The following is a 23,033-nucleotide window of genomic DNA, read 5'->3' on the forward strand; positions in this document are numbered from 1 at the left end:
GACCTTCTTGGTCTGCTGATCGATCCCGGACTTCGTCTCACGCACCGCCTGAGCCCCGCGACGCAGAGCCCCCTCTTCAGCGGAGATGACATCAGTCATAACTCACTCCCTCCCGTCCCAAAGGACGCACAAGCGGGGAGAGCGCATCCCCCGACCAGGGACGACAACGGAACAACCCCCCACGAATCACATTCCGCACACAGGCTAGAACACAACACCACCCGACGCCAACACCCCGATATGCATTCCGATCGACAGGGCACGACGTCAACCCATCATTTCGCACCCCATATGTCGACCCGGCAGCGCGACGGCACCGCCGCACGTTCAGGCCTAGGCGGACGCGTCAGTCGAAGTGGATGACGACCGCTTCGATGAGGCGCTGGAGAAAGGAAAGAGCCCGCGATTCAGAAGCCGTGCTCACGGACGAAGTCCACGAAGCCGCCCCCCGACGAATCGCCACCGGCAAACATCGGCACTTCCAGCAGGAATGTGTCGGTGAACCCGCCGCCGCCAGGAACAGTCACCTCGATGGGGTAGTCGCCACCAAATGCGAGCACGCGAGGCGTTCCCCCGGTGCGGGGTGCCTGTTCGACGGCGGCGCGAATCGCAGCGGTCACGTCCACGCCGTTGATGCGGTAGACAGTGTCGTCGGGCAGCAGCTCCGCCCCCGTCATGTCGGCACCCGCGGCCTCCGGGGAGAGCCGGATGAGGTGGTGTTCAGGGACGGTCCCCTGCTTCGGGATGCGCACCAGTTCGAGCGTCTCCTCGCGGGTGACCTCATCGACGAGATAGCGCACCTCCGCCCGCGCTTCGTCTCCGGACACCGACACGTCGCCGACATCGACGAGCTCAGGCCTGGACCCGACCTTCGAATAGACGCCGTCGTCGAGGAGCAGCGCCTCCTCAGCATCGATGTCGATCTCGAGGTCCGTCATCAGTGCCGCAGCGCGCGCATCTCCGTCTCGGAGAAGCTCGAAGAAGTTCTCGACGGTGCCTTCGATCTGCAGCTCATCGGTGCTCGAGTCGATCGGCTCGAGAGCGGGCTCCGGGGCGCAGGCACTCACCACGAGCGCCAGGCACAGGGCCCCGGTCGACATGAGCAGCCTTCGCAGGCCCATCCGGCGTTCTGTATGCATGACCACCTCAGTAGATGACGGCCGCGGGCCACGTGCCATTCGGGAAACCGTGGCGATCCGCCATCCCCTGCTTGAGAGAGTCCGCGGTGCTCTTCGACGCAGTGAAGTTCCGCGCCAGCTCCGCAGTCATATCGACCGCGAGCCGAGCCAGGTTGGTGCACACGTTGACGATCTTCGGCACGATGTCCAGCCACTTGAGCGGGTCTGCGGAGATGAACTCGGAAGCGGCGTCGATCTGGTCGATCATGTACGTGATCATCCGCTCACCGAAGTAGATCCAGGAGTCGAGGATCTTCTTCGCGTATTCGTTCAAGAAGTCCATCATGGTGTCGACGTAGCCGGCGACGGTGTCCATCGCGATCCTCTGTCGCTCGGCGAGGTCGCCGTAGCCGTCGCCGGGATCACCCTTCCATGTGGTGTCCGCGCGCAGATACGATCCCTCGATGGTCGTCTTCGACCCGGTGATCTTCTCTTTGACGGTGAGCCACCTGTCATGCTTCGCATACATCGCGAAGGGGTTGCCCGGGCTCAGATAGTCCCCGATCGTCGCGACGAACTCGTTGTACTGCTCGATCGCGTCGTTGAGCCGCTCGCGAACCTCGACCATGGTGTTCTTGAACCAGTCGAGGAACTTGTCCCAGAGGCTGATGTCGCCCTTGTTGGCGTCGTAGGCCTCGTTGCACTCGGTGAGCTTCTCCCCGGTCTGGGTGATGCCGTCGTGGATGTTCCGAACCAGTTCGTCGAACGACGACTGGTCAGTGGGTGTGATGAAGTCCATGAGTTCCTCTCCGAGCTCAACCCTGATCCAGCAACCACTGCGAATAGCCGTCGGCCGCCTCGTAGTTCCGTTTGGTCTGGATCAATTTGTCCGACACATCCTGAAGCGCGATCTTCGCTGCATCGACCAGCGTCTGGATCGTCTCTTGAGCGGTGTTGTAGTTCTCCTCGGCGCCGACCATATGGCCGACCCCGTCCATCTCGAACCTGGCCAGACCGCATTCTCCGACGATGCCGGCCACCTCGCCGAACGTCGCCGACAGGTCGCTCCATGCCGTCGAGTCCGCCGCGAGATCGCGCAGCGCCGCCTCATAGTTCTCGTAGCTCATCGTTCTCCTCGACTCCTCGGTTCGGGCCTCGTCACGACGCGCGTCCCGTTCACATTCGGACGGATGCCAGCACTGCTGCGAGTTCCGGCAGCTCCTCGAGCACGCGTTCGCGTCGGTCCCCGAGCCACCGGCTCGCTTCCTGGAACAGCGCGACGATCTCCGACGCGAGCGCATGCTCCGATGTGAGCTGGACGTTGTACGGATCTATCACCAGGCTCCGGGGAGCTCCTCCCACGACCTCGAGCGACACATTGCCGGACGGACTGCGCAGGCGTGCGGAATCCCGCGTCGCGGCCTCGACCGCCTGCCGGTAGTCGTCGACCTCCGAGAATGCGGTCAGCAGATTCTGAAGTCTGGCGGTGAGCTCAGTGCGACTGTGCTGCGTGGGCGAATCGGAGATCATGGCCGTCTCGTCTGCCGCGTGATCCGGTATCTCCGCATCCTCCAGATCGGCGATCGACTGATTCCTGGATGCCGCGCTTGCGCGAATCAGCTGCATGACCAGCGCACCGAGCTCCTCCGCGCTCAGTTTCTGCCACCACTGCGGCGACAGATGCAGCGTCTCCAAGGTGCCGTCCACGCCCACGGACAACCGCACGACGCTTTCATCGTCCGACACGCTCCAGATCTCGCGATCCTCCTCCCTCAGCGCCGCCAGACGCCCACGGGTGGGTTCGGGGCGAGTCATGCTTCGCTCCACAGGCGCTTGGTGGACTGCTGCGCGCTCGTGAAGGCGTCATTGGACTCCTGCGTGCGCCGCTGCACCCGGTCGAGCTCGTCCTGCATCTCCTGCATCAGCGCGTTCCAGCGCTGCTGCGCGTGCGCGTAGGCCCGATACGCCTCGCCGCTCCACTCTCCGGAGAGCCGGTCGAGGCTCGCCTGAAGGTCACCGAGGAGCCGCGCGATCTCGTCGCGGGCGCTCCTCAGCTCTCCGACGAGCACCTCGATCTTCGACCCGCCGACTTTGATCTGATCCGACATATCCCCTCCGACTTCGTCCGATCCCGCGTCGCCGCAGAGGCGTGCCCCCGGCGTCCGCGACCGATAGTACCTGGCCTGTCAACTAGAGTGAGTCCGGGTCGTCTCCCCTCGGCGGGGAGAACATCGCACACGTGGGGGGACACCACTGATATGAGCCAGAGCGGCACCGTGGCAGGAACCGTGCTGCGGCTATCCGTCGTCAGCGACGATCGCAGGCTCGATGTGGGCGTGCCGTCGCAGGTGCCGCTCGTCGAGATCATCCCCGGGTTCGCGCGCAGCCTCGGCGTCCTCGACCCGTCGCTCACGCACGGCGGGTACGCGCTGCAGCGCGCGGATGGCACAGCGCTCGACCCGGCTCGTGGGGTTGCGGCCCAGGGCGTGCATGACGGCGAGCTGCTCACGCTCGTGCGCGGGGGGCTGATGCGCGAGCCGCGCATCTACGACGACGTCGTCGAAGCCGTCATCGATGCGACCGCTGAGCAGCACAGTTCCTGGACACCCGCAGACAGCTCGCGGACCGCTCTCTTCGTCAGCCTCACCTTCCTCGCCCTCTGCGCCCTGCTGCTCGTCGCGACGCCGCCGACCTCGCTTCTGCCCGCGGTCATCGCGGGCGCCGGAGCCGTGGTGCTCAGCGTCGCCGCCGCAGTGCTTCTGCGCCTGCACCAGCCCGAAGCCGGTCACGCGCTCGGGCTCGCGGCCGCGGCCTACGGCGGGCTCGCCGGCTATCTCGCCGTTCCCGTGCAGAGCATCTGGGGGTGGCCTTTCGCCGCCATGGGGCTCGGGCTCGTCATCGTCGGCGGGCTCAGTCTCGCCGTCACCCACGACAAACCCGAGATCCATCTCGTGCCGATCGCTCTCGGCGCGTCGATCGGCATCACCGCCACGGCGGCCGCTGTGTTCGGCGATCCGCTCGCGCCCTACGCCATCATGCTCGCGACGACGGCCCTGCTCGCGAACGGTCTTCCCTGGCTCGCGCTCAGCTCGACCCGCATCCGCGTGATCTCCCCGCAGAGCGACGCCGACATGTTCGCCGCTCCCGAGCCGATCGATGCCGACGAGGTGAAGCGGCGCGCGGCAGCCGGCACTCGCACGCTGATCGCGCTGCGCGCCGCCCTCGGCTTCGCCGCCCTGCTCGCGACCCCCCTGGTGGCCGGCAGTGGCGTCACCGGCGCCCTGCTCTGCGTGCTCGCCTTCATCGGCATGATGTTCCAGTCGCGTCAGATGCACGCCCGCCTCGGTGTGCTGGTGCTGATGGCGATCGGGGCGATCGGGCTGGCTGCGACCGGCGTGACGGTCGCGCTCGCCCTTCCCGATGTCCGCACCTGGATGCTGCTGATGCTCGTCACCGCGACGGTGATCCTCGTCGGCCTCACTCTCCTCACTCCGAAGGCCCGTCTGCGCCTGACGCGACTCGGTGACACGGTCGAGGTCGTGGCGCTGGCACTGCTCCTGCCGCTCGGCGTCATCACCGCTGGGCTCGTCTGACCGATGGCGACCAAGAAGGACCTCATCGAAGCGCAGGGCTTCAGCCGACGCCGGCTCCTCTCCGCCTTCACCGGCGGGGCCCCCGGCGGCAAAGAGCTGGAGCCGGCGAAGCCGCTGCGCGCCGTGGTCGCGGGTGTCGCCCTCACGGTCGGCGTCATCCTGGTGGGTGTGTTCTGGGGCATCATGCAGCCCGGCCTTCCCGGCGATTGGCAGAACAACCGCCTCATCGTGGCGACCGACACCGGCGCACGCTACGTCTCCGTCGAGGGGACGCTGCATCCCGTGATCAACACTGCCAGCGCCCGCCTGCTCATCCCGGCCGGCGAGTTCAAGGTCGTGCGCACCGATCAGAACGCGCTCGACGGCATCCCCGTCGGCGGATCGATCGGCATCCTCGGGGCCCCCGACGACCTTCCCGCGCCGGGCGCACTGATCAACACCTCGTGGACCGCGTGCGTCGACGACTCCGAGGGCACGGCCGTGTCGCTCTCGAAGGATTCGATCGCGAAGGTCTCCGCGGGCATCGGAACCGTCGTGCAGCGCGGCGACGAGCTGTTCGTGATCGCCGACGGGCTCCGCCACGCCGTGCCCGCCGACGACGCGAATGCCGTGCTCCGTGCTGTCGGGCTGGGCACCAGCGACGTCGTCGATGTCGACGGGCGCTGGCTCAATCTCTTCGAGCCCGGCGCCGACCTCGAGCCGATCCGGTTGAACGGCGTGGGCACCTCCCTTCCCGGCACCGACCTCACGGCCGGCATGATCGTGCACGTGCAGGGAAGTCCCGCCGACGAGCGCTACGTCGCCCTTGCCACCGGTGAGCTCGCTCGACTCAGCCCGCTGGCCTACCAGCTGTACCTGCTCGGCAGCGGTCAGGAAGCGGGTCCTCAGGAAGAGGTGTCGCCTGCCGACGTGGCCGATGTGCCGACAGTGCCGACCGCGGGGGGCGATGACTGGCCAGCGCTTCCGCTGACGCCGCTCGCGTCCGGCGAGGCTCCGTGCGCCGTCCTCGCGAACGACGCCCGCACCACCCTCGGCGCCACCGCCTCGGGGCTTCCCGAGGAGCGCGACGGCGTCCGCGTCGCCGTCGGCGGCGGGGCGCTCGTGCAGATGAGCGGAACATCGGATGACGGCGTCGGAATGGCCGTGCTCATCGACGAGTCCGGCACCGCCTACGCCATTCCGGGTGCAGTCGCCGACACGCCCTCGAACGAGGCGGCGGACGGGCCGATCGCGCAGCTCGGATACGCCGCGAACGACGTCGGCCGTGTGCCGGCGGCCTGGATCGAGTTCTTCGCCGCGGGCCCGGCGCTGACAGCCGAGGCTGCGAGCGAATCGCCCGGCGCCGAGGCGAAGTGATGCGTCGTCGCGCCGCTCTTGCGACCGTCGCGCTGGCTTCCGCTCTGCTCGGCGCGCCCGCGAGCGCCGCGGCGACACCCTCCTCTGCAGCGTCGATCGTGCCCGCGGCCACCGGCGCGTGCGAACCCGGCACGGTGGTGTTCTCCCCTGAGGCCCCCGCGGCGCTCGCGGCTCTCGGCGCGGAGGAGGCGAACCGGCTCGCCACGGGCGCCGGTGTCGTCGTCGCCATCGTCGATTCGGGAATCGACGCGGGGAACCCGCACCTCGCCGGAGTCGTGACCGGCGGCATCGACCTCGTGGGCGACGGCGAACGCGGCGACGGCCTGAGCGATACGACCGGACACGGCACAGCGATCGCGGGTCAGATCGCCGCCCAGCCCGTCGCCGGATCCGGGGTCGTCGGCCTCGCCCCCGATGCGCGGCTGCTCTCGGTGCGGGTCTTTCGCAGCGATTCGCAGCAGGATGTCGAGAAGGGTTTCGGCCCCTCCTCGCAGCGCACCGCCGACGGCATCCACTGGGCCGCCGACAACGGCGCGGACATCATCAGCGTCTCGATGTCGCAGGTGTCCGACTCCGTCGAGCTGCGCAGCGCCGTGGAGCACGCCGCGGCCGTCGGCGCTCTCGTCGTCGCCAGCGGCGGCAACCGCGTTTCTGATCCGGAGGCGGAGGACGGACCGCGTTTCCCCGCCGCCTACGAGCAGGCGCTCGGTGTCAGCGCCGCCGACGCGGACGGCCTCGCCACCGACAGCTCCATCCACGGTCCTCAGGTCGACGTGACCGCCCCCGGCGGCAACGTGCTCACCGCCGCGACGGGCGGTGGCGACTGCCTGTTCGCTTCCGACGCACCGGCATCCAGCTTCGCGACGGGCTACGTGAGTGCCGCCGCGGCGCTGGTGGCTCAGGCGCATCCGGATGATCCTCCCGCGGGGTGGGCGTACCGGCTCACAGCGACGGCGCTGCGCGCCGACGCCGACAATCGCGATGATGTGAACGGGTGGGGCTTCATCCAGCCGGTCGCGGCCATTCAGTTGCTTCCGGATGCGAGCACACGGGGACCGGTGAGTCCGTTCTTCGACACGGCCGAGAGCGCGGTTCGACCGCCCGCAGCCGCTGTCGATCCCGACCACGGCCCCTCGCCGTTCCTGCGCACCCGCGACGCCGCGCTGTTCGCAGCCATCGTGGGCGCCACGCTGCTCGGTGTCCTCGGCATCCTCATCGTGCTGCGTCGGCGACACGGGGCCGCCGCATCCGAGGAGGCTCAGCCGGAAGAGCGCCGGGGCGGTCTGCTCGAGCGGGCTACGCCCGAAGGTGATGCGCCCTGAGGGCACCCTGCGCGGCGGTCTCCGAGAAAATCGTCGTAGGGCAGTGATCAGCAGCGACCGCTGCCGCTCATACGGACCGGCGGGCCCTCATGACGAAGCCCATGAGCACAGCGCCCGTGACCATGACTGCTCCTGCCAGTGGCAGCACGAGCAATGCGACGGACGCGCCCTGCTGGTTCCGCACGGCCTGACCATACACGAAGGCACCCATGCTGCCGAGCACGCCGATGAAGAGCGCCGCGGCGAGTAGCCAGAGCAGTGGGGTCATCGCGGTGAGCCTCGTCGAGGGGTCGCGGACGAACCTGAAGGCGTAGCCAGCGAAAAGGAGCGACACCACAGCTACGACCGCGGCGACGATGCTGACGAGCACGAACGTCGCATCCGTCACAGCCGCGACGAGCGTCGGGATGGCGATGATCGTCGCGAGTGCACCGAACACGAGTGCGAACACACCCACGGTCCGCGGACTTCCGGTGCTGTTCCTCGCAGAGTCGGCGACCATCACGGCCCACCCAACCTTTCCGCTTGATCGCTCATCGACGTGACCCCTCCAGTCCGTTCTCGATCACCCTACGCGACACCCGTACTGAACCCACTGCCGGTCAGCCGATGACGACGAAGCCGAGCACGATGAGACCTGTCACCGATACGACGCACGCTCCTGCCGCAGCGCCGAGCGTGAGCATGCTCCACCGCCGCCCCTGCCTGGCGACGGAGGGAAGGCCGGGGTTCTCGACCCGCGTGGGGGCCGCAGCACCGACCACCACGGGCGGAGCGACGGGCGCGAGCGGCGCCGGGCGCGGCTTGTAGATCGCCGGAGCGGGGCCGTTCGTCGGCGGCGCGAACGGCTCGGCCTCGCGACTCGGAGCTGAGACCTCCGTCGTCGTGCTGTCGGCGGATCCCGTCGTCTGCGCCCGCTTGCGCCGCAGCCGGCGGTCAGGTCGCGAGACGACGATCGTGGCCTCGCCGGAGGCATCCGCTGTCGAGCCCGCCGAGCGGTCGACGACCACGGTCGACTCGTCGGCTTGGTCCTCTGCCGAGTCCGCCGATCGGTCGACGACGATCGTCGCCTCGTCGGGTACCTCCTCTGCCGAGGTCGCGGAGCGGTCGACGACGACGGTGGACTCGTCGACCTCCGACACGGAGGACTCGGGGACGGCATCCGCGTCCGCCTCTGCACGTCGGCGATCGCGGCGCGACAGGACGACCGTCTCCTCGGCCTCGTCGCTCGTCATCGCGCCCGCACCGGGATCGTCGTGCCCTCCAGCATCGAATCGGTGAGGGCGGATGCGGCCACCCGCCCGCCGGTGGCATCGTCGGGACGGGTGCGCGCGCCCCCCGAGACCACGTCGATCACCACGACCGACACGTTGTCGCGTCCGCCGGCCTGCAGGGCCCGACGCACCAGAGCCGCGGCGGCTGTCTCAGGCCGACCGTTCATGGTGAGCGTCGCCCGGATCGCCTCGTCGCTGACCTCACCGGTCAGCCCATCGGAGCACAGCAGCAGGCGCTCACCGTCGACGACGGGCAGCAGCCAGCTGTCGGCAGTGCTGTCCGGCGCACCGACCGCGCGCGTGATCACGTTGCGCTTCGCGAACGAGAGCAGGTCCTCGGCGCGCAGCTCGCCGGCGTCGACGAGCTCCTGCCCGAGCGAATGGTCGATCGTCAGCTGCGTCAGCTCGTTGTCGTGGTGGCGGTACACGCGGGAATCGCCGACGTTGAAGACGAGCCAGTGCGGTGCGCCCTCATGCTCGACAAGTGCGACCCCGGTCACCGTGCTGCCCGCCCCGCGTCTGTGCGCGGCCGCGATGCTCTCGATCACGGCGGTCGCGCGGCTCAGGGCATCGCGGATGTCATCGACCGCGACCGCACGCCCGCGCAGCGGCTCGAAGGCGTCGACCACGGCCGCGCTGGCGCGGTCACCTGCATCGTGCCCGCCCATGCCGTCGGCCACCACGAAGACCGGTCGCGCATCGAGAACCGAGTCCTCGTTGACGGACCGCGTCAGGCCGGTGTCGGTGAGCGACGAGACCTTCAGCACGACGGAGTCGACAGTCACGAATCGCGCTCCGCGATGACATGCATGCCGACCTCTCCCAGGATGAAGCGGCCGGTGCCGACGACGCTCTCGCCCGCATCGAGCAGCGTCTCTGCTCCGTCGTCGGCGACGACGACCACACCGTTCGTGGCATGCAGATCGGTCAGCCGCCACTCGTCCTCCTGCACCACGAGGCGCGCGTGGGTCTTGGAGAGCGTGCGCGTGGTGTCGGACACGGCGAGACGCTGTTCGCCGGGCTCGCCGACCGGATTGCGACCGATGACGACGCGCGCTCCGGACAGCGCGAACCTGCGGCCGTCGTCGAGGACGAGCCATCGCCGAACACCCTGCTTGCGGGCGACCACGACGGTCGCGTCGAAGTCGTCGTCATCATCGTGTCGCCGCGGCGACACGATGGTCTTGCCGACCTCGTCGGCCAGACCCGCTCCCGGTAGGAGCAGCGATGCGCCCAGGGGTGTCGATGCGAGGGCGGGTGCCGGCGCGTCGGCAGCCGCGTCGGATGCGGCCGGCAGAGCGCCCGATGCGGCGGACGGGGTCGGCGCGGGCGGTGCGGGCGGAGGCGGCGGCGCGATCGTGGGCGGGCTGCTGACGATCGGCGCTGGTGCGGGCCGGATCGCCGGCATCGCATCCGGCGATTCGCTCGCGGCTCCGTCGCGGAACGAGGGCGGCACCGCGCGGATGCCCACGGGCGGTGCGGCAGCGGGAGGCGCGGGGGCAGCAGGCGCCGCGAACGCCGCGGGCGGCGTGGGTGCAGGCGGCACAGGAGGCTCGGCTGCGGCCGTCGGCGGAGCGGCCGCCGGCGCGGAGGCCTGGCCCGTCGGGGAGACGATCTCGGACGCAGATGCCTGCGGCACCGGAGGCGCGAGAGTCGGCGGGTTCAGAACCGGCGGGCTCTGAACGGGAGGCGCGAGCACAGGCGGCGCGAACGAGGGCGAGCCGGCTGCCTGCGACGCCGCGGGCGCCGACACATGCTCCGGGATCGTCGGCCGCTCGGCATCCGGTGCGGACTGCGGCGGTGCCAGCGACGGGATCGCGTATCCCGATGCATCGCGTGCGGGAGCCGGCGCCGGCTGCGGTGTGCGGCGCGGCCCGGGCTGCAGGGCGGCGAGCCGGTCGCCTTCCGGATAGGGCGGGACGCCCCAGGCGAGCACGGTCGCCCAGACCGGCGGCAGCAGCACGGCGAGGGCCGTCATCCCTCCCCCACGCCCGAAGCGCTTGTTGATGCGATGCGTGGCGACGATCTTCAAGTAGAGCCCGTACAGCTGCACGAGGGGGATGAAGTAGAACACCACCGACCACGCCGGCACGCCGCCGCGGGCCAGGATCTCCGCCTCGTTGAGGATCGGCACCCAGCCCTTCCAGCCTTCGCCGCCGATGCGCGGGAACAGGCGCGACAGCGCCAGCGCGTACCAGACGTAGCATCCGATCGTGATGAGCAGCACAAGGCCGCCGACGATGGCCATGATCGTCGCGAGGTCGCCCTGCGCAGACCCGGTCATGAGTCCCCCTTCTTGAGGTCTGTGAAACCCGTCACAGCGAGCGTATCGAGCCGGCGCGGGCGCTGACGATCCGAGAGCCACGGCCACGCCCGCGCGGCGAACGAGGTAGGACGAACGGTGCGGACCAGCCGCTGCCACCGGCTGGGGCCACTGCGCAGGTCATCGCGCTCGGCCTCGACGATGGCCCAGGCTGCGGCGGCATCCTCATCGCTCGGCGGATGCGGGGCGAAGACGGCCTGTTCGACGACCGCCGCGAGGCGCACGGCGGCGGCTCGATCCGCCGACTGCGCGCGCTGAAGGCGCGTGCCTCGCGCATCCATCTCCACCCCGCTGTCGGCGTAGATGTCGGCCAGCTCCTCCCAGGCCCCGGCCAGACGCACCTCGGTGTCTTCGGCTCGGCGCCGCGCATCCCTGCGCCAGCGCTTCGACAGCACGAGCACCAGCAGCGGGAGCACGAGCAGGAAGAGGGCCAGGGCACCGAGCCCCACCGCACGCAGGATCGGCAGCACGATGGACAGCACAGGAGAGGTCGGATCCTCGAGGGGCGGCGCGTCGTTGTTCGAGTCGCTCTGCGCCTCGGGCGGATCGAGCGCCTCCGAGCGCGGCTGCTCGGGAACAGTGGGATGCTCGGGAAGCCGCTCACCCTCAGTGATGGTGCTGGGCAGCATCGCGAACTGGGGCGTCACGTCGACCGGCACCCAGGGCCCGCTGCCCTCGCGCACCTCCACCCACGCACTCATGTTCGCGCCCGTGCACTGCGCGCTGCACGCCGGAATGCCGGGGATCTCCTCGGCGCCCTCCAGCCGCGCACCGAGGACGATGCGCGATGTCAGCCCCCAGTGCTGAGCGAGCAGGGCGGCGGCCGCCGCGAACTGCTCGTCGTCCCCGACGGCCGCGACGAGCATCTCCGGCGACGCATCGGCGCCCGCCCTCCGCTCCTGATCGACCAGTTCGCCGAAGAGCTGCTCGACGCGGGCGACGGAATGACCGGAGTAGCTGGGGGCGAAGACGTACCCGTCCGAGCTGGTGAGGGCGGCGATCCAGTCCGCTGCCGCCGTGTCGGCGAGCAGTGCGTGGCTGAGGTAGCCGCGAGCGCGCAGTCGGTCGATCGCTTCGAGGTAGCCCGCGCCCGTGCGCGGCAGCTCCTGCATGCTCGCCCATTCGACGAGCGAGGGATGCCGGTCGGCGTCGAGCAGGGACTCGCCGCCGCGCACGGCGGCGATCTCATCGTCAGCCGGCGTGGATGCATCGGCCAGCACGGTGTACCGATCGCCGGGCACAAGGCCTTCGCCGTCGCCGGGGGCCTCGGCCACTGTGATCGCGGTGCCACCGTCGTCATCGATGCGGAACCCGTCGGCCAGGGCATCCGCTCGCTCCCCCGCGAACGACGGCGCCTCAGCGAGTCCGGCCGGCGCCGGGACCCAGATGCCGCGGTAGGCGTCGCCGATCGTGATCGCCAGCGACGCCCGGCCTGCGCCCGGCGGCGCCTGTCGTGGCAGACGGCTGAAGCGGGCATCCGGCGAGACGTGGAAGTCCTTCCCGTCGAAGGAACCCAGGGCGACCAGCCGGATGCGGTCGACGCGGCCGACATCGCCCGTCACCTGGAACACCGTCTCATCGATCCGGTCGCCGGCGAACCACGCACGGTATGACGCGAGCGGGCTGGACTGCTGCTGCACCAGGACCATGGGCTCGACACCGTCGCGCAGAACGACCCGATCGGTCCAGCCTGCGCTGGCCGGCGCGACAGCCAGACCGGCGAACAGCGCGACCGCCAGCAGACCGGCGGCGAGCAGGTGACGCCGCACGGCGAGCCCGATGGGCGTGGCCCGACGGGAGATGTTGGCGGCGGCGACCACGCGCAGCGCTCGTGCACGCTGCAGACGCGACCGCCCGACCAGCCAGATGAGCGCCGTCACGAACACGGCGACACCGATGGCCCATTCCCGCGGTGCGGGAAGCTCGATCCCGAGCACCTCGACAGGACCGGATGTCGAGGTGAGGCCGAACGCGATGCCGAACACGCTCATCCCGGCCAGCACCGGCACCGCGACGCCAGCACGCCGACCGGGCTGCAGCGCGAACATCGTCGCGACGAACGAACCGAACAGCATCACGACGAGGAAGGGGATCAGCACGGCCTGGTACTCGCCGAGCGGCGGATTCAGCGTCAGCATCTGCTTCCAGCCGAGCACGACCCCGAGCACGGCGTCCCGCAGGCCGCCGATGAATGCGGGGACGGATGACAGCGCCGAGGGGATCGCGAGCGGCACGGCGGCGACCAGGTAGACCGCGGCGACGGTGAGGGCGGCGGTGAGCACCGACCAGCGCAGCATGCGCGACACGAAGGCGACCCCCATGCTCAGCAGGCCGCCGACGAGACCGACCACCAGCGCACGCGGCGAGGCGTAGACAGGCCAGGCGGCGATGGTCGCGAGGACGATCCCGGAGATCACGTAGGCGAGCGACCAGAGCACGAGAGCGGAGAACCGGGACTCTCGTCGCGCGCGGGTGGTGGCGGTGGCCGCTCCGGCGGCTTTCCCGGCGCTCATCGCAGAGCTCCGCGAGCGAGCATCTGCGGCAGGTCGCCGAGCGCGCCGAGCGTCATGACGGCGAGCTCGCGCGCGGTGCGCAGCGTGGGCTGCGCACCCATCTCGCTGCGCACCGCGACGGCCTCGACGGCGGCCGGCAGCTTCACTGCGGCATGACGAAGGCGCTCCAAAGGCATCCGCGATCCAGTCAGCAGGAAGCCGATCGACAGATCGGGGTACGACTGCACGGTCAGCGCCGTCACGGCCTCCAACCGCATCGTGCGCTCGGACGCATCGATCGTCGATGTGGCGTCGAGAAGCGCTTTGGACGTGATCGTCGGCAGGGTGCGGATCGCCAGCACCTCGCTGCGGCTGTGCTCGGGGATCTCGTCGCTCACCGAGAACAGCACGTCACGGCCGTCGCGCACGCCCTGCAGCGCGAGGGATGCTGCCGCGCTGACCGTGTTCTCGAACTCGTCGTCGCTCTCGTAGGACTCGACGTCGAGATCGAGGATCACCGCTATGCGCGCATGACGCGACTCCTCGTACTGCCGCACCATCAGTCGCCCGGTCTTGGCGGTCGACTTCCAGTGCACGTGCCGCTGCGAATCGCCCACGACGTACTCGCGCACCGCGTGGAACGACAGGTCGGCGTCGACCAGCGTCGTGCTCGGGGTGCCCTCGAGATCGCGGATGAGGCCCGCGCTGGTGCTCGGCAGCCGCGTCGTCACGGGATGCACGTGGATGCGCTGCACGTCTGGCCAGCGCATCTCGCGCCGGAGGATGCCGATCGGGTCGCCCCGGGTGATCGTCATCGGCCCCACGTCGATCACGCCGCGTCGCCGCGCCGCGATGGTGAGCTGCTCGCGGTGGTGGGCACCGGCGCGCAGCAGGGGGACGTGCGCTTCGACGAGCCCCTCCCCCACCGGAACATCGACGACGCCCGGCAGCGCCAGCCGGGTTCCGCTGTTGCGCACGTCGAGCACCGCCTCGATGTCGGTCCCGGCGACGACGCGGTCGCGGCCCAGCGAGAGATCGATCCGGTAGTCGTGCGCACCGAGCACGAACGGCACGCACGCGATCAGCAGCACCAGTGCGATCGTGGCGACCGCCCACCCCTCGATCCAGCCCATCAGCAGCCCGGCGAGCGCACCGAGCGCGAGGGCGACCGCCACCAGCATCCCGGCAGCGGTGACCGTCTCGCGCAGCCACGTGACCGTCGCCCGGCCCGCTCGGGTGAGCGCGATCATGCCGCGGCGCAGACCGAAGAGGGCTCCGCTGACGGGCCCCCTCCGCGTGCGCTCGTGACGCGTCACCGTCGACGTGCGCGTCGACGTGCTCGTCCGCGCCGCCGTACGGGTCAGGCGGGATTCGGTGCTGAAGCTCACGCAGTGCCGTTCTCGTGCGGGGGCTCGACGTCGAGGAGGATCTGCCCGACGACGGCGACCGCGGTGACCCCGTCGAACTCGGCCTCGGGTTCGAGCACGAGGCGGTGCGCCAGCGCGACGACCGCGAGGTCGCGCACGTCATCCGGCGTGGCGAAGGTGCGGCCGTTCTTGGCCGCCCACGTCATCACCAGACGCGAGAGGGCGAGCGCACCGCGCACGCTGGCACCCAACCGCACCTCGGTGGCCCGGCGGGTGGCATCCACGATGCGCATGATGTAGTCCGACACGAGCGGACTCACATAGACGCCGCGCGACATCTCCGCCATCGTCAGGATGGTGCCGGTGTCGGCGATCGCGTCGAGCACCCTCGTCGGCTGCGCCGCACCCTGCAGGATGCGCATGGTCGCGGCCTCATCGGGGTATCCGATCGACGTCTTGATCATGAAGCGGTCCAGCTGCGCCTCGGGCAGGCGGTACGTGCCGCCCTGCTCGATGGGGTTCTGCGTCGCCATGACCAGGAACGGCGAGCCCACCGGGCGGGTCACGCCGTCGACGGTCACCGTGCCCTCCTCCATGACCTCGAGCAGGGCGGACTGCGTCTTCGGGCTGGCCCGGTTGATCTCGTCGGCCAGCACGATGTTGGCGAACACGGGACCGGCGTGGAACTCGAACGTCCCCGCCTTCTGGTCGTACACGGTGATGCCGGTGACGTCGCCCGGCAGCAGGTCCGGCGTGAACTGGATGCGCGTGCTCGTGCCGTCGACGGTCTGGGCGATCGCGCGCGCGAGCGCGGTCTTGCCGGTGCCCGGATAGTCCTCGAGCAGCACGTGTCCGCCGCTGACGGCGGCGGCGAGAACCAGCTCGACGACGTGCGCCTTGCCGAGGATGGCCTGTTCGACGTTGCCGGCGAGGATCGAGAAGGTCTCCGCGAACCACGACGCCTGTTCGGCTGCGATGGTCACGGGAGCGGCGGAGGAGGCGGGCATGGCATCCGGTTTCGTCTAGGGCGTCTGCGTCGTGCAGGGCAAGGCGGGGCGGGGTTCGGCAGTGCGGATGGTGCTCATCCGGCGGGGTCGGTCGGGTCGGTGGGATCGGGTGGCGGCGGCTGCGTGCAGAGCGGAGCACGATGGGTGATCGGCTTGAGGGCGCGGAACGCGTCCTCCCATGTGATCGTCGTGTCGACGACGGTCACGCCGTTGACGACGCTCTCTGTGAAGGTGGGCTTGAACGACCCGCGCGCGGCGCTGCTGACGCTGTACACGTCTTCCTTCTTCGCCGGCACGCACTGCTGGAACTGCACGCTGACCGTTGTCGGCGCGGTTCGGGCCGTGATCTCGACCGGGTTCGAGCAGTAGATGGTCAGCGTCGCGTGGCACGAGCGCGCGCGCACCGGAAGCGGTGAGGCATCCGGTGTCAGCTCGAAGCTCGATCGCCACGACCCGTACATGTAGAACTGCGGCACGAATCCGTCCTTCGCGCTGATCGACGGCGCGGACTGGACCTCGTACGAGTAGCGGTCGCCGGTGCGCTTCGCCTCGGGGGCGATGGTGTAGCTCGTGTCGCCGGCCGGGCCGTCGACGAAGGTGAAGGTGAACACCTGGGTGGGGTCCGACTCGGCCACGCCGTACCCGTTCGACACGCACGCCTTGACGTTGTACATCGCGTACTCGGCGAGCCCGGTGAGCGTCGCGGAGGACGACGCGACCTCCGCGCCCGAGACCGACAGGGTTCCGTCGCCGTTGGGGCTGCAGTCCGCCCGGCCCGAGCGCCACGCGAGATACATCACCTCGAGCGGCTTGGCGCTGCCGTTCGCCTGCGGCGCTACCCCGGTGACGCTCACGGAGGTGTTCGACGTGGGACTTGCCTGCGTGCCGGCGGGGTCGAAGAACGGCGCCCCGGCGACGGTCACGGTGGCGCGAACCGCTCCGCCCTCGTTGCCACCGCCGCCGGTCGGCGGCTGGAACTGGCTGATCGGCACCACGGTCACCGTCTGCGCACCGGGCGACAGCGTGATCTCGGCCGTGGTGGTCGCGCCGGTGCGCTCGATCACCTGGCCGGTCTCCTCGATGCGGAAGGCACGTGAATCATCCGATGCGGCGATGGACAGCGCGACGACTCCGCGCCCGCGGTCGGTGCCGCCCGGCCGGTAGACCGGCGATGCAGAGACGCTCGACACGACCGGCACCGCGTAAGCCCAGCTCGTGTGCGGTGAGGTGGGCGCCGACGCTCCGATCGCGTTGACGGCGGATGCCATGAAGATGTGCGGCTCGCCGTTGACGAGGCCATTCACGGTGCAGCGGTACACCGCTCCCGCAGGACGACACGACGCGTTGGCCGCAGATCCGTCCTGGGAGATCGTGATCCCGGTGACGCCGGGATGCGCGCGCCCCGCCTCTCCGAGCGGCACCTCGAGCTCGACGGTCGACCGGGTGAAGCCCACGGTCGTCACGCTCGCGGGCGGCTGCGGGAAGCCCTGCAGATCGAGGGTGAGGGTTCCCGCTCCGGTGCGGCCCTGGGCGTCGGACACCACGAACGGGATGACGCACTGGCCACCTGGGGCCTGACCGCCGCCGGGCCACGTCGCGGTGATCGCCGCGCTGTTCGAGACGGAGACGGATGCGACGTCGCAGCGGGCGCCGCCGCCGAGCGACATCAGCCGCAGGCCGGATCCGGTCTTGCCCTCGAAGGGGTCGTACTCGCCCGCGACGCCGACGACGTCGATGGAGCAGCTGGCGCTGGTGACCACGCACTGCCGTGTGAAGGTCGCGCCGCGCGGGGCATCCGGAGGTGCTGCTCCGACCACGAGGCGGACGGATGCCGACGGCTGACCGTACTGGGCGACGGTGATGCTGACGTTCTCGGCGATGCCGGGGCGAGCGTCCGCTCGCGCCTCGACCGTCAGCGATGATCCCGCCTGCGTGACGGTGAACGCCGAGCCCGAATACGTCACGCGGTAGTCGAGTGATCGGGCGTCGCCTTCGCGGCCGCCCTCCCAGCTGGCCATGTTGGCGTAGAGGTCGACCGATTCGGTCGCGCCGGGTGCGATCGTGTGCGAGATCGACGAGAGCAGCAGCTGCGGTTCGGCCGGTCGCACGGTCACGGGCACGTCGACGTGAGACCACCGCTTCTGACCGCTGAGCCGCACGGGCACCAGGCACCTGTCCGACCACGGCGCCTCGCGGCCGGCGCGATACTCGGCCTGGGCGTCGCCCTTGGCAGCGCAGGAGGCGGCCGCGCGCTGCACGCCGAACTGTCCGGATCCGATCTCGATGTCATCCGAGGCCGGCAGGTCGACGTAGTCACGGAGGGCGAAGGTCGCGGAGGCGTCCTCATCGACGACAACCGGCGTCGCGCCGGGCTTGAGCTGCACCTGCATGTCGTCGAATGCCGGGATGTGCAGGAAGCCGTAGCCCACCACGTCGCGCCCGCCGGAGCCGGTACCCGTGAGTCGGAAGGGCACGAGGCCGCCCTGTTCCGGAGCAGCGCCGATGATGCGATTGCCGCGCACCGAGAATCCCGGCTGATCGCCCCAGAGACTCAGACGCAGCGACGACGCATCCCCCGACGGCCAGCTCACGCGGTCGGCGACGACGTCGATGCCGCTCTCGGCCATGTCGCCGCGATCGCGCGCCGTGAGCACCGTGTCCGCCACCCTCGGCTGGTCGGTGACGGCACCATCGGTCACGGTGATGACGATGAGGCCCTGCGACGTGCTTCCCGTCCTCGTCGACTTGACGGTGTAGAAGTACGAGTTCGTGCCGGCGGTGTCGCCGGCCCGCAGCATCACTCGCCCCTCCTTGAGCGAGGTGCCGGAGTCGATGAGCGCGTCGAGACGGTCGTAGAGCGGGTTGCCCTTCACGGGCGGAGCGTTGGGCACGAGATCGACGAGCTCGAGCTCGCCCTGCGCGGGGTCGAGATCGTTCGACCGGGGATCCAGCACGACGGGCGTGCGCGAGCCTGCCTCGACGCGCAGGTAGTCGCTGAAGGTGATCGGAGCCGAGTCCTCGACGTCGGCGTCCAGCACGCCGATGCGCACCGTTCCCTCGCCGACCTCGCCCTGCGGATCCCGCACGCTGTAGCGGAAGCTCACCTGGCCTCCGGCGACCCCATTCGCCGGAGCGCGGTACACGATGGCGTCGCCCGCCGCAGAGATCGTCGCGGTGCCGGCGCCCTTGTCGGGCTGGTCGACGCCTGCGAGCACCACCCGATCGCCGTCGCTGTCCATGCCCGTCGCGGAGACGGGGAGCGACACGGTCTGGCCGCTCAGCACCCGCCCTGTGAGCGTCGTGGGGGTGGGCGCGCGGTTCGTGCCCGCGGGCACGACGGTGACCGTGACCGCGCCGTTGTCGTACAGCGAAGGATTGCGCTCGAGTGAGATCGAGTACGTCAGGCGGTATGTTCCCGCTGTCGTCGGCGCAAGGTATCGCAGCGCGTTGCCGTCGGCGAAGACCAGCTCGCCCGCCTCGCCCGAACCGGTCACCTCGGGCAGCACCACGAGCGGTTCGCCGCGGGGGGCGACGTCGTTCGCGGCGACGCTGATGCGGGTGAGAGATCCGGCGCGCACGGTGATCGCATCCGGGAAGACGATCGGCCGCGTGACCGTCGAGGGCGGCGCGAGGAAGACCGTCACCGTTCCCTGCACCGCGGCTCCCGAGCCGTCGGTGACGGTCACCGTGGCCTTGCCGATCACGCCCGGCTCGCCGTCTTCCGTCGTGCCGTTCACGCGGATGCTCTCGTTGCCGACGGCGCGCACGTTGAGCTGCGGTGTGGAGGAGACCGTGTCCGAGAGCATGAGCACCCGGCCACTCGTGTTCTGCACGGCACTCAGCACCTCGACGGTGGTGTCCTCGCCCTCGCGCACGAAGGCGGTGAGCGGTGCCATGCTCAGCGCCGACGAGCCGTCGACCGCCGTGATCCGGATGACAGCCGACTGCTCCGCCTGGGTGGACGCGTCCTGAGCCGTGTAGGTGACGACGAACTGCCCGGGTTCGGCGACGCTCACGTCGACCGTTCCGGCTGCGGCGTTCGGGGTCACCTGCAGTCCCTGCGCCGTGGCCGCGGTCTGCACGGCATCCACCAGCCGGTACGACCCCGACCCGCCGGAGAGGTGATCGGAGATCCGGATCGACTGCAGTTCGCCGACCCGTGTGGTCAGGGCGACCGGGGCTGCGAGCAGCGCGGCGCTGCCGGTCACCTGCACCTCGAGCTGCTTCTCGGCGGTCTCGCCGTGCACGTCCTCGACGACGACGGTCACCGAGACGACGGCGTCGGTGGCGTTCGGGTCGGTGTGACGGATCGCCACGCGACCGTCGGCCATCGGCACGACCATCACCGGAGCCGAGGAATCGGTCTCGTAGGCGTCGCTGAGCACGAACGGGTCGCCCTCGGGGTCGACCCAGCCCGACAGGACCGACACGATCGTGCTGCCGCCAGGCAGCAGCTGCGGCGTCGGCCAGTCCTGCTGGCATGCCTCCACCCCGCACCAGACGGGAGCGGAGTTCGAGGCCGGGTCGACGACGGTCAGCGTCACGGTCGCAGGCGTCGAGGTGGCGGCGCCGTCGGTGACGGCGTAGGTGAAGGATGCCTGACCGGAACCCGCTCGGACGTCGATCACCAGCGACTGTCCGTTCGCGACCAGAGAGATGTCACCGAAGGCAGGATCCGAGAGTCCAGAGATCGAGGCCGGGTCGATCGTCAGGACGTCCTTCTTGTTCGGGTCGTGGTCGTTCAGCAGAACGGGCAGGATCACCTGCTCACCGGAGCGCACGCCGAACGCGTCGTTCACAGCGACGGGCGGCATCTGCTCCGCCACATCCTCGACGACGATCGTGCCCTCCTTCTGCTCGGTCTCGTCTTCGACGGCCCACTGCTCGAGCGGGATCAGGGCGCCGTCGGGAGCCGTCCAGATGAGCCCGGTGCTGATCTCGCTGAGCACCGCGCGATCGCCGTTCGCCTGGAAGACCGGCTCGATGGCGGCGGACTCCAGCGTCTCTTCGGGAACGATCATCGGCACGGTCTTCCCGCCGCTCCACAGCGTTCCGGCGTTCGTGTCGAGCCAGGCCGCGTACGTCTTCCCCGCGACGACGACCGGCGCAGCGGGAACGCCGCTGGCCTCGACGGTGCGCTCCACCTCCCCGGTGCCGAGGTCGACCGTGACCAGACCGTCGGCGTCGGCCACCGCCAGTTCGTCCCCCCGCGCGGCACCGGTCTGCAGAACGGCGTCGTCCCCGACCTCGAGCTCGATGGGCTGATCGCGCCCGGAGATCCACAGCTCGCCCGATGAGGCCTGAAGCAGCGCCCAGCGCCCGTCGACGACCGTCATCGCCAATCCGTCGCCGCCGTCCGGAGCCTCGGGCACAGCCGTCCCGTCATCGAGGAAGCGATGCTCGCGCACGTCGAATCGCCGCACTGCGCCCTCGTCGGCGGAGTACAGGGCGAGCAGGCCGTCGGGTGAGAGCGCGATGGCATCCGCGGTGTAGCTGGGCGGCTCCTCGTCCTCCTCGACCTCGACGGCGGCGAACGGGTCGACCAGCGCGGTGCCCGCTCCCTTCTCGACCGTGCTCACCGACACCTGGCCCGTGTCGGTGCGGTAGGCGACGTACGGCCCGGCCGAGGTGATCTGCCTGGTGCCGGCCGGCGTCGGCTCGGAGGTGACGGGCGTGCCCTCGGCGGGTGATTCGGAGAGCAGGTCATCGGGGCTCGCGGGATTCAGATCCCACCGCTGCCGGTTGCCCTGCGCGAACAGCACCGCCGATGAGCCGTCCTGCCACACGGCTTCCGGGTCGTCGACGGTGCGCACCGTGTCGATCTCGGCGAGGTCGGTGTTCACCCGGGCGTACTGACCGCTGTCGCGCATGACCCAGACGGCGGACTCGAGGCGGGGTACCTCCTGCGACTCGTACCCCTGAGCAGTCACCGCGAGCACGACGACCACGGCCAGCGCGGCGATGCCCGCCGCGGCCGCGATCACGCGGCTTCGGGGCCGCCGCTGCGCGGCATCCGTCCGCTTTCGCCCTGCGAACGCCGTCACAGCACACCCGTCAGGAACAGCGCAGCCACGCCGATCGCGCCGAGGGCCGACGCGCCGATGACGGCTCCGATCACTCCGGCGACCAGCGGTGAGCGGACCTTCGATCGCGGCTGCGGCAGTTCGTCCCGCTCCCGAGCCGGGCCGGCGTTCTGCGCGGCGCGGGCGGCTCGACGGGAGTCGGGCGCCACCGTCGTGATCACGGCGCCGCGGGGTGCGGAGTCGGAGAAGTTCACCGGCGCAGCGGCCGCCCACTCGGCGGAGGCCGCCTCGAAAGCCGTCGGATGCATCCCCAGCTCGTACTGAGCCCAGCGCAGCCGCTCGGCGAAGTCGGCCATGCTCGCGAACCTCTTGGCGGGGTCGCGCTGCATCGCGGTCGCGAAGATGTCGTCGATGATCGGCGGGATGCCAGGCGCGGGAACCGCGGTGTACCGAGCCTTGATGATGCGGTCGGTCAGCTGGTCTCGCGAGTTCGAGCCGCGGTCGGCGCGCTCGAACGGGCTGCGGCCCGCGAGCAGCGTGTAGAGGGTGGCGCCGAGGCTCCAGACCTCGCTGGGCACCGAACCCGACACCTTCTCCTGCAGCACCTCGGGCGAGCTCCACGGCACCGACATCGCGATCGTCTCGCCGTCCCCCTCGTCCATGACGGCGGCCGCGATGCCGAAGTCGGCGAGCACGGGAGCGCCGAGTGAGTTGATGAGGATGTTCGAGGGCTTGATGTCGCGGTGCAGCATCCCCGCGCGGTGCACGGTCTCCAGCGCGCCGGCGATGCGGACGCCGGTGTCGAGAACCTCAGCGAGCGGGAGCGGCTGCTTCTTGTAGCGCGCGCTCATCGTGTCGGGGCAGTACTCCATCGCGAAGTACGGGCGGCCGTCGGCCGAGATGGATGCCTGATAGATGGTGACGATGCTGGGATGCGCGCTGAGCCGCGCCGAGATGTCGGCCTCGATGTTGAAGGTGCGCAGCACCTCGGGGTTGACCGCATCGGCGAGCAGCACCTTCACGGCGGCGACACGGCGGGGCATGTCCTGCTCGTACAGGAAGACGTCGGCGAAGCCACCGGACCCGAGTGGACGCACGTAGCTGTAGCCGCCGAGCACGGGAGGCGACGACGTGATGCGCTTCGCCACGGGCCCCTCC

The 23,033-nt window shown here is 70.1% G+C and carries 17 protein-coding genes; 3 read left to right on the forward strand and 14 right to left on the reverse strand.

Annotation, left to right across the window (positions count from 1 at the left end):
• Window positions 1-407 precede the first annotated feature (407 nt).
• Genes ACIPV2_RS07705 through ACIPV2_RS07725 form a run of 5 tightly spaced genes read right to left on the reverse strand, consistent with a single transcriptional unit; the run spans window position 408 to window position 3,226 of the window.
• Window positions 408-1,100 carry a hypothetical protein gene (locus ACIPV2_RS07705; protein ID WP_400839979.1) on the reverse strand — a complete coding sequence of 231 codons (693 nt, stop codon included), beginning with the start codon at window positions 1,098-1,100 and terminating at the stop codon, window positions 408-410.
• Between the two features lie 46 nt (window positions 1,101-1,146).
• Window positions 1,147-1,917 (reverse strand): hypothetical protein, encoded by a 771-nt coding sequence (locus tag ACIPV2_RS07710; RefSeq protein WP_400839981.1) that lies wholly within the window; start codon window positions 1,915-1,917, stop codon window positions 1,147-1,149.
• A gap of 16 nt (window positions 1,918-1,933) precedes the next feature.
• Window positions 1,934-2,245 carry a hypothetical protein gene (locus ACIPV2_RS07715; RefSeq protein WP_400839982.1) on the reverse strand — a complete coding sequence of 104 codons (312 nt, stop codon included), beginning with the start codon at window positions 2,243-2,245 and terminating at the stop codon, window positions 1,934-1,936.
• Between the two features lie 49 nt (window positions 2,246-2,294).
• Window positions 2,295-2,933 (reverse strand): hypothetical protein, encoded by a 639-nt coding sequence (locus ACIPV2_RS07720; protein ID WP_400839984.1) that lies wholly within the window; start codon window positions 2,931-2,933, stop codon window positions 2,295-2,297.
• The gene (locus ACIPV2_RS07725; protein WP_400839986.1) at window positions 2,930-3,226 is read right to left on the reverse strand and encodes a WXG100 family type VII secretion target; all 297 of its coding nucleotides are present in this window, start codon (window positions 3,224-3,226) and stop codon (window positions 2,930-2,932) included. The genes ACIPV2_RS07720 and ACIPV2_RS07725 overlap by 4 nt, the downstream gene beginning before the upstream one ends.
• Window positions 3,227-3,376: 150 nt before the next feature.
• Here ACIPV2_RS07725 and eccD point away from each other — a divergent pair, with 150 nt between their 5' ends.
• From eccD to ACIPV2_RS07740, 3 genes are read left to right on the forward strand one after another with little or no spacing between them, the layout of a single operon-like run.
• Entirely contained in the window at window positions 3,377-4,711 is a 1,335-nt protein-coding gene (gene eccD, locus ACIPV2_RS07730; protein ID WP_400839988.1) for a type VII secretion integral membrane protein EccD, read from the forward strand.
• A gap of 3 nt (window positions 4,712-4,714) precedes the next feature.
• Window positions 4,715-6,067 (forward strand): type VII secretion protein EccB, encoded by a 1,353-nt coding sequence (gene eccB / locus ACIPV2_RS07735; RefSeq protein ID WP_400839990.1) that lies wholly within the window; start codon window positions 4,715-4,717, stop codon window positions 6,065-6,067.
• Complete coding sequence (locus tag ACIPV2_RS07740) at window positions 6,067-7,389, forward strand: S8 family serine peptidase (protein WP_400839992.1); 1,323 nt, start codon at window positions 6,067-6,069, stop codon at window positions 7,387-7,389. The genes eccB and ACIPV2_RS07740 overlap by 1 nt, the downstream gene beginning before the upstream one ends.
• Window positions 7,390-7,456: 67 nt before the next feature.
• On the opposite strand, the gene ACIPV2_RS07745 is transcribed toward ACIPV2_RS07740, so the two are convergent.
• The 9 genes from ACIPV2_RS07745 to ACIPV2_RS07785 all read right to left on the reverse strand — a co-directional run bounded on the left by ACIPV2_RS07745 (window position 7,457) and on the right by ACIPV2_RS07785 (window position 23,023).
• The gene (locus ACIPV2_RS07745) at window positions 7,457-7,846 is read right to left on the reverse strand and encodes a hypothetical protein (protein ID WP_400839994.1); all 390 of its coding nucleotides are present in this window, start codon (window positions 7,844-7,846) and stop codon (window positions 7,457-7,459) included.
• A gap of 145 nt (window positions 7,847-7,991) precedes the next feature.
• A complete protein-coding gene (locus ACIPV2_RS07750; protein ID WP_400839996.1) occupies window positions 7,992-8,624 on the reverse strand; it encodes a hypothetical protein in 633 nt (210 codons plus the stop codon).
• Window positions 8,621-9,448 (reverse strand): PP2C family protein-serine/threonine phosphatase, encoded by an 828-nt coding sequence (locus tag ACIPV2_RS07755; RefSeq protein ID WP_400839998.1) that lies wholly within the window; start codon window positions 9,446-9,448, stop codon window positions 8,621-8,623. Before ACIPV2_RS07755 ends, ACIPV2_RS07750 begins: the two co-directional genes overlap by 4 nt.
• Entirely contained in the window at window positions 9,445-10,947 is a 1,503-nt protein-coding gene (locus ACIPV2_RS07760; protein ID WP_400840000.1) for a DUF5684 domain-containing protein, read from the reverse strand. Before ACIPV2_RS07760 ends, ACIPV2_RS07755 begins: the two co-directional genes overlap by 4 nt.
• A complete protein-coding gene (locus ACIPV2_RS07765; RefSeq protein ID WP_400840002.1) occupies window positions 10,944-13,499 on the reverse strand; it encodes a transglutaminase domain-containing protein in 2,556 nt (851 codons plus the stop codon). The genes ACIPV2_RS07760 and ACIPV2_RS07765 overlap by 4 nt, the downstream gene beginning before the upstream one ends.
• Window positions 13,496-14,866 carry a DUF58 domain-containing protein gene (locus ACIPV2_RS07770; protein ID WP_400840004.1) on the reverse strand — a complete coding sequence of 457 codons (1,371 nt, stop codon included), beginning with the start codon at window positions 14,864-14,866 and terminating at the stop codon, window positions 13,496-13,498. The genes ACIPV2_RS07765 and ACIPV2_RS07770 overlap by 4 nt, the downstream gene beginning before the upstream one ends.
• Window positions 14,863-15,852, reverse strand: a complete 990-nt coding sequence (locus tag ACIPV2_RS07775; protein WP_400840006.1) for an AAA family ATPase — start codon at window positions 15,850-15,852, stop codon at window positions 14,863-14,865. Before ACIPV2_RS07775 ends, ACIPV2_RS07770 begins: the two co-directional genes overlap by 4 nt.
• 74 nt (window positions 15,853-15,926) lie before the next feature.
• On the reverse strand, window positions 15,927-21,896 hold the full coding sequence (locus tag ACIPV2_RS07780) for an Ig-like domain-containing protein (RefSeq protein WP_400840008.1): 5,970 nt from the start codon (window positions 21,894-21,896) through the stop codon (window positions 15,927-15,929).
• Entirely contained in the window at window positions 21,893-23,023 is a 1,131-nt protein-coding gene (locus ACIPV2_RS07785) for a serine/threonine-protein kinase (RefSeq protein ID WP_400840010.1), read from the reverse strand. The genes ACIPV2_RS07780 and ACIPV2_RS07785 overlap by 4 nt, the downstream gene beginning before the upstream one ends.
• Window positions 23,024-23,033 lie beyond the last annotated feature (10 nt).

Source organism: Microbacterium sp. NPDC089987 (assembly GCF_044748505.1).
Classification (GTDB): Bacteria; Actinomycetota; Actinomycetes; order Actinomycetales; family Microbacteriaceae; genus Microbacterium.